A 7,666-nucleotide genomic window follows, 5' to 3' on the forward strand; every position below is an offset into this window, starting at 1 on the left:
AATCATGAAGCTAAAACCATTGGCGTTTTCACTGTTTATTGCATGTACCCCTGCGGTTCAGTCTGCAGAGTGGGATTATCCCGCAACGGATTCTGTGGTGACGAATGAAGCGCAAGCGAAAACTTATCTAGACAGCCACTACTCAGAAGCGGGCGAGTTTAAGTTCCGTTACAAAACCCAGTCTCAGCTTGGTGAGCATTACAATTTTGATGTTTGGGTTAACGGTGAATATCAAGCACAGCGTGCCCTAGTAGTAACAACCGATAAAAATCATCACGTTGTGCGAGTGTTTAAGAGCCTTGAAGATACGATAATTCGCAACGGTAAACCAACGGTTGCAATGGAATTGGAATCGCCTCGCCAACTGCAAGCACAAGAGCCACCGGCTTTGAGCTCTGGAAGTTTGGTTGATGTTGAGGTTTCTTTATTCAACCCAGATCTTCGCACCATGCAACAACAAGCGGCACCAGAATCGACGTGGTCAGCACTGTCCGATTACCCTCAGCCGATCGAGTACGTAACCAAGTCGATTGAGGTTTTAAAGTCGGGCGGTAAGTTCTATCTCTCTAACCCAAGATTGAAGCAAGTGGATGCGACGGGCTTATTTGCAGCCCCAGCACCTGGTGAAGCGCCTGTGCTTGATACGTTGGACTTTCTCAGCGCAGAAGGGGTTCAAGCGTTTGACAGTGTTGATGAGATGCAAAGCACCGAGTTTGGTGACAATGCGTTCCCACAGTTGATGGCTTTTTATCATCTTGATAGCTCGATCCAATATCTGACAAGCCTGACTTACGACTTGTTTGACGAACCGCTTCGTTTTGATGCTCGCGGTTTATCAAAAAATAACTCTACTTACTATCACGGTCCGAAAGCACTCATGCTGGGTGTCGGTGGTGTTTCTCCGGATGCAGTCGATGCTGATGTTGTGATACACGAGCTTGGGCATGGCATTCATTACCAAATCGTACCGGATTGGGCGTACGGTCACACTGGTGCTATCGCAGAAGGTTTTGCTGATTACTGGGCGGGCAGCGCGAGCTACCGCACTCAATATTTGGATGCTTCGCGTCGTGGTCAAGAATTCGAGTTAGATACGGTGTTCAACTGGGACGGTGTGTTCGGAACACGCAAAACAACTCGTAGCTTATGGAACCAAAGAGCGCGTTACTTCGAGGGCTCGGAGTATCCAGCGCACGTTAGCGTAGGCGGTGAACTAGGTGACGAGTTATGGTCAACGCCACTGTTCCAAGCACTTAAAGCATCGGTTGAACGATACGGTGATGATACCGATAACGTGTTCCGTGAGTTTGACGCCATTGTTCTTGAAGGCATGTATGGCATTGGTCGTGGCGTGAAAATGCATGATCTTGCGGAATCGACCGTGTATGCCGCAAACACCTTGTTCCCAAATAAAGATTACGCCCAATTCCTGACGGACAGCTTCAACAGACACAACTTACTTAAAGCGCCTCTTCGTGTTCGCTATGACGCTCGATACATCGCACAAGGTCAAGACGTGGGTGTGAACCTAAGTCAAACTGGCCGCGAAGCGAGCATCAAAGGGCAATGGCAGCTAAACAACGCATCCGTTTTCGACTTTGATGAAACGCTTTCTGATTCGACCTCAATGAAGGTGGCGTTACCAAGCGGTCTGACGTGTGGCACGCAGTTCGATTCCTCTATTTCATTGGGTTACCAATTTGCAGAAGGCTTAAAGACTCACCAGTGGAGTGAAAAGGTGATGCTGGTTAATGGTACGCCAGAGCTTGATATCCAGCCTCAATCAGTGAATTCCGCTTTGCCAGAGCAGGGCGACAGACTGTTCTCTCAGACGCTATCGGACAAGTCACTCACGATTGATGATTCGTTTGCGGTTTACCTGAACATCGAACATGACTCACTGCAGGATCTGCAAGTGACGCTTGTGTCTCCACAAGGCAAATCGGTCGTGCTACTTAGCCATCAATCAAGCAATACCAATGGATTCAAAGGTTACTTCACAGCTCAGTATGACGAGGAGTTACAAGCACTTGTCGGTCAACCGAGTTGGGGTACTTGGCGTCTCGAAGTCTCTGACCGTGTGTCAGGGAACTCTGGGGTGTTGAAAGAGTGGGGTGTGAGTCACTTTGCTCAGTATCAGTGTAGTGCTGATACCACTAAAGAAAGCAGTGGTGGTGGTTCAGGTGGCAGTGGCTCGCCTTGGACTTTGTTAGGACTTTTCCTGCTTTCAATGGTGAGAGTGATTCGCTCTCGTTAATTAAAATCAAAAGAAGATAAAATCTATGAAGTTTCAATATTCTTTCGTTGCTATGTCACTAGCCCTAGCTGGCTGTGGCGGTGGTTCTGGTGGTGACACGTCGGCACCGACTTATGATGTAGCTGGCACCCTCGTTTCTGCAGGTACACTTCTTGATACGCCAGTGTGCATCGATTTAAACCAAAACTACGTTTGTGATACGACTGAACCGAGTGCTAAAACGGATAATGCTGGTAAATTTAGCCTGACTTCGAGCGACAAAAACGTACTAACCAGCACCATTCTTGCTCAAGTTGATCAAGGTTCAAACCAAACATTGCGTCTTGCGGCTCCGGGCCAAAATTTAGCAACGGGTAACACGGTCAATGGTGTAACAACGTTACTCGCAGGTCTTGTGGTTGACGGTAAAACCGTTGCTCAAGCTGAAGAGATCGTGAAAGCGCAACTCACCGATGCCGGCGTTCCTCTGTCTGGTACGGTAATGTCTAACGCAGAAGCCAGCGAGCTAGACAAGCTAGAGCAAAACACGGTTGCACTATTAGCTGCGATGCAACCACAACAAATGACCAAAGGCGTAGCGTTGCTTGCTCAAAGCCTTAGCTTCCAGGGCAAATCGTTGGCCTCTTCTCTTCTGTCTAAAGCGGAAGTGAGTGCATTTGCTGAAGAAATTGCAGCGGTTGCTGAACAAACGGTTGGCAGCAACGATACGGGCGCCGTTCTTCATTTTGCTGATGGCGCAGCAGACGTTGCTGAGGTTCAAGCTTCTTACCCTGGTCAAGATGCGGAATACGGCTTCGACAAAGAGGACAAGCAAACGTCGACAGGCGCTGGCTTTAAGTTCGTTAAGCTAGATTCACAAGGTGCTGCTTTAGCTGCAGATGCGACTGAGTGGGCTTGTACTATGGACGAGCGTACTGGTCTTGTTTGGGAAAACAAGAGTGCGGATGCGAGCTCGGTTCAATTTAAAGATCGTACATTCGTGTATGAGTCAGCAACATTCAAACCGTATTACGAAGATCTTGAAGTCGTTGGTTGTGTGGATGCTGCTGATGGCATCTGTTCAACAAGCCAATATGTTGAACATATAAACAAGCAATCACTATGTGGCATTAGTGACTGGCGCCTACCCACATACCAAGAGTTCTACGATGTTCTCGACTTAGGTGAGACAGAGAAAGATGCCGACGGCAATGTCTATGGTATGACGACAGCTTACTTCCCTCAACAGGGTAAGGGCAGCCCAGATGTTGAATCAGGTGCTATCTGGCTAAGTGATTTCACATTTAACAATTACTCTAGTTTTAACTACGAAGGTGCGCTTCAGTTTGCAGTAGTTGCTGCGAAAGGCGCTGACCGTGGTTACGTAAGCTTTGTAGAAATTTATTCTGACAAAGTGGAGCGTGACACTGGCACGTCATTCCAATTCCCAATCCGTCTAGTAGCAGTTAAGGGCCAATAAGATGAAGAAACTAATCACCGCGCTATCTCTTGTCTTGGCTTCTCAAGCAGCCATGGCGGCACAAGAATGTTCAACTGATTTTGGAAAAACAGCGCCTAACTCTCGTTACACTTACTCTGATGTTGGGACGGTCACGGATTTAAAAACGGGCCTAACGTGGATGCGTTGCCCTGTTGGCTCAACGTGGAATGCGGCAAATGAAGCATGTGATGGCGCTGCGACTAAGATGTCATGGCAGTTAGCTTTATCAACCGCTGAGCAAATCCGTAATGAATCTGGTAACCATGCTTTGCATGACTTCGCGGGCAAAGAGAACTGGCGCTTACCAAATATTAAGGAGCTGGTCGCGTTGACGGAGCGTGCTTGTCACAGTCCTGCGATGAACGGCACTGCATTCGAAAGTGGTTACACGATAGAAGCGGGTGACTATGCAGGTTACATCTGGAGTAACACACCGAACGGTGATGGCTCAAACGTCATGGTGTTTGATTCAGTTAATGGTGAGGTTTACAACTGGAGCCCACTAGAACCGACCTATATATTCTCTCTTCTTCTAGTGACAGACGAAGAGTAATCGTCACCTTAAACAGTTAATAATGTTGTTACTAAGAAGCTCCGCCAGTGCGGAGCTTTTTGTATGTGCCGATGTTCTCATTTTTTCTAATTCAGATAGAAAGGATATGTAAACCGTTATTATGCCTAGAGCTTCATATTGGGTGCGTTGCTAGACTGAGCTTTTACCCTAAAGGATAGGAAGTTGCTTTGAAATACAATGTACCTAAGCCTAATAAGTTAGGTGGAGGCTATGCGCCAGTGCAAGACACAACAGCACTGACGCCGATGCCACTTATGAGTGACGACGACGAAAGCAAGGACGCTGAGTTTGAGTGTCGCATTAAGATACATGCACCCAAAGTAGATTTGGAACAATTACAAACGGGTGTGTTTTCGCTTAGCAAAACCAGTAACGAAGAAGAAATTACTGCTTGGAGTAAAGAAGAAATCAATGAGCCATATCGGCACGTCAATTTAGTTTGTTCCTGTAATGAGCAGGAGGAAAAATCTCTAGTTCACGAACTTTTTTCGATGGTTGGTATGAGTGAGCCGTTCAAGATCAACCCACAAGAAACTGACGAAAAACATATTAATGCCGAATTTGTACCGTTCATCCCAGCCGTAGATGTGGATGGACAGTTAGGTTATCCAACACATGGTTATTTGTATTACTTTGTGGATGGGAAGCTAGTCTATGAAATGGATATTTTAGGGGAGGGGCGCTGGGCTTGGCGTGTCACCCGCTCGACATATGATATTATCAGCGACGACTACGTGAGCGATAAGGTTTATACATCGATCACTGTTCCGGTATCTATCGAAGGGGCTGCGCCTCCAACGCAATATATCTACTACACTCGCGCAAGATTAACCACTGACGGTTTAGGTGAAGTTAATCAATCATGGTTAGACAAGAACGCCACACTGATCGACCCGTGCTTGCTGGTTGATGCAGTAGGGCAACCGACAGAGGAAGGTTCAATAACGACCGTCGAGGTGGGGAAAGCGTGCCCGTTTGGTAGCGTCAGTAAAGAACATGATGATCCGAAGTTGTCCCCGACCGTTAAACATATTTACCCGCAATCAAAATCGTTAGTGAATACTCCGGTAATGAACGTTAAGCAAGTGATTGAGAAGGTGCTGCGCATTGGTGTGTTCTTTGATGGTACGGGACAGAACAACTAAAACGATGCGTACAAAGAACAGCGCGGCGTGAAATCGCGGACCAATGTGGCACGATTATTTGAGGCGTATCCGATAGATGAAGAACACGAAAAAATCTACATATCCGGTGTGGGGACTGTGGACGGTGCATGGCAAACCCCAAAAACGATTGATGATGGTGATGATGAATCAAATGCTGCGCAAGCCTTTGGTGTAGACGTTAACAATGTCAGTGATTCGTTGTTGTGGGAGATTTCTTTACCGAATCTCATTGCAGATTACACCAGTTCAAGAACAGGCGCGTTCTATAAATGGCAAAAGTGGGCTGATGAGTATGCAAGAATCACGGATACGTTAGAACTAAATGGAGAATTCGAGAGCATCACTCATATTGAATTTGATGTCTTTGGATTTAGCCGTGGTGCAGCGTTGGCTCGTCACTTTGTTAATGCACTTAAAGATGGATTACCAGACGTAAGCAAACCAAGAGACGGTAAGAAGTTTGGCGTCGTTCACCCCAACTTGCTCGGTAAAGCATCTATTGAGCAATATGATGATAATCAGGGGTATTATCCTGATGAAAGTCGTACAAGTACGGTACGATTTTTAGGTCTATTTGATACGGTTGGTTCGTTCTATATGGCGGGTAATGAGGATGAGGGCAACTTTGAACTGGATCTCGATATGAATTGCGCCGAGCGAGTATTTCAAATCACGGCACATCATGAGTACCGCAAGAACTTCCCGCTTACGTCGATTGAGCCAAAAGGTGTCATGCCCTCAAATTTCTTTGAGGAAGAGTTTGCAGGTTGTCATACCGATATCGGTGGGGGCTATCAATCGAAAGAAAAGTACGCGCAAGAAGGTTTACCAGAACGTTACGGCATGCCTTTATCTGCGACTTACAATCGTGAGTTAAATGATCAAGAGTCTATAGCTGCACAAGTGCGACCTTATGACAATGCTCGCTCCGATCTTGGTACACGAAAACGAATTGCAATCCGCAAGCAAGAGCATGAGCGATGGTCCGAAATCTGTAAACAGAAAGGTTTGTTCGGTGAGGTGAAGTTAGATCGTGATGTATTGTATTACTATGAATTGCAGCCGAGTAGTAACGGGTTATCAGCGCTGGCCCTTGAGCGAATGAAACAGCAAGGTGAGGAAATGGGAATTTCTTGGGATATGACAAAATATGACCCACCTCGAGACTTCACGACTATAACGGGGGTTGATTCCATGTTGGTTGAGTTAAATCAAAAGTTACTTGCACAACCATTAGGTACGGTGACACGCTCTCATTGGCATAGTGAAATTCAAAAGTGTGGATCAATTTGGATTCACCGTCCTCATGATTGCTTAATCAATGTTGGTTATGATTCGGCCTACGAGAAATTGGTAAATGCTGTGACCAAAGAAGGAAACGAATTAAAACGAGTGGTGTATGAAAATGAAGCGTAAAATAATCACAGGACTTACGTTATTGTTGTCGGCTTGCTCTATAGCTCAACCGGACATTGTGGCGACTTCCGGCGGGGCGGGAACAATGAGTGGGCCACATTGGATCTCTAAAATGCTCATCAGCGACGTTCGTGGTAATGGTTCTAGCATTATTGCGGGAGCGGTACAAGGATGTTGTGCGAGGTCACGTATTAACCTCAGTGTACCAAATGGTATTGAAGGTGAATGGGAGAGAGGTTACTACACTGAGCAGCAGAGACAGGATTTATCTCTACCTGATAACTTTTGGAAAGGTCATTTAAAAACTAAAGAACGTTGGCGCTCAAAGTGGCAGGCTGAGTGGGGCAACTTTTACGAAACGAAAACTTACTACCACATCAAAGATACGATAGACAGCGATCTTGCCGCCAAGAAAATTGAGATAATGGATAACTATTTCAATGAGGATGAGTTAGGCCGTGGAGCAATGGAAGTATATGTTGACGGTAGGCGGGTTGTATTAGCCTATGTCAAGCTCTGCAACTCTAAGCGAGGGTATGACTGTAGTATCAGAAAAAATGCCGATCCTCATGGCTGGGTTGTGCCACCTCCTTGGAGTAAGACCGGAAAAGGAACCGCTGTTATTCTCTATGATGGATACGGTGAAGAATCCGATAAGCCATTCAGTGAATCATATTAAATAAAAAGCTCCGCCAGTGCGGTAATGCCGATCAGTTAAGAAATTAATAGACTGATCAATTGAACGATCCCACCAGTGTGTAAAAATCCGATAG

General features: G+C 46.2%; 6 protein-coding genes. All 6 read left to right on the forward strand.

The genetic code is table 11. From position 1 onward, the window contains the following. Positions 1–4 precede the first annotated feature (4 nt). The 6 genes from OQJ86_RS22630 (at position 5) to OQJ86_RS22655 (ending at position 7,572) form a co-directional block, all read left to right on the forward strand. On the forward strand, positions 5–2,257 hold the full coding sequence (locus OQJ86_RS22630; RefSeq protein WP_265991086.1) for a proprotein convertase P-domain-containing protein: 2,253 nt from the start codon (positions 5–7) through the stop codon (positions 2,255–2,257). A 25-nt stretch (positions 2,258–2,282) separates the two neighbouring features. Continuing rightward, positions 2,283–3,716 (forward strand): DUF1566 domain-containing protein, encoded by a 1,434-nt coding sequence (locus OQJ86_RS22635; RefSeq protein WP_265991088.1) that lies wholly within the window; start codon positions 2,283–2,285, stop codon positions 3,714–3,716. A 1-nt stretch (position 3,717) separates the two neighbouring features. Next, positions 3,718–4,290, forward strand: a complete 573-nt coding sequence (locus OQJ86_RS22640) for a DUF1566 domain-containing protein (RefSeq protein WP_265991091.1) — start codon at positions 3,718–3,720, stop codon at positions 4,288–4,290. 188 nt (positions 4,291–4,478) lie between these two features. Next, positions 4,479–5,456 carry a hypothetical protein gene (locus OQJ86_RS22645; protein WP_265991093.1) on the forward strand — a complete coding sequence of 326 codons (978 nt, stop codon included), beginning with the start codon at positions 4,479–4,481 and terminating at the stop codon, positions 5,454–5,456. A gap of 45 nt (positions 5,457–5,501) precedes the next feature. Next, on the forward strand, positions 5,502–6,893 hold the full coding sequence (locus OQJ86_RS22650) for a T6SS phospholipase effector Tle1-like catalytic domain-containing protein (protein ID WP_416236462.1): 1,392 nt from the start codon (positions 5,502–5,504) through the stop codon (positions 6,891–6,893). Further along, a complete protein-coding gene (locus OQJ86_RS22655; protein WP_265991098.1) occupies positions 6,877–7,572 on the forward strand; it encodes a hypothetical protein in 696 nt (231 codons plus the stop codon). The genes OQJ86_RS22650 and OQJ86_RS22655 overlap by 17 nt, the downstream gene beginning before the upstream one ends. Positions 7,573–7,666: the final 94 nt, after the last annotated feature.

The sequence above is a fragment of the Vibrio sp. Sgm 5 genome (assembly GCF_026241575.1).
Classification (GTDB): Bacteria; Pseudomonadota; Gammaproteobacteria; order Enterobacterales; family Vibrionaceae; genus Vibrio; species Vibrio jasicida.

What these genes read in the sequence shown, in the direction of transcription:
- OQJ86_RS22655 (WP_265991098.1), top strand. Translation starts at nt 6,877, where the DNA reads ATGAAAATGAAGCGTAAAATAATCACAGGACTTACGTTATTGTTGTCG.
- OQJ86_RS22635 (WP_265991088.1), top strand. Translation starts at nt 2,283, where the DNA reads ATGAAGTTTCAATATTCTTTCGTTGCTATGTCACTAGCCCTAGCTGGC.
- OQJ86_RS22630 (WP_265991086.1), top strand. Translation starts at nt 5, where the DNA reads ATGAAGCTAAAACCATTGGCGTTTTCACTGTTTATTGCATGTACCCCT.
- OQJ86_RS22640 (WP_265991091.1), top strand. Translation starts at nt 3,718, where the DNA reads ATGAAGAAACTAATCACCGCGCTATCTCTTGTCTTGGCTTCTCAAGCA.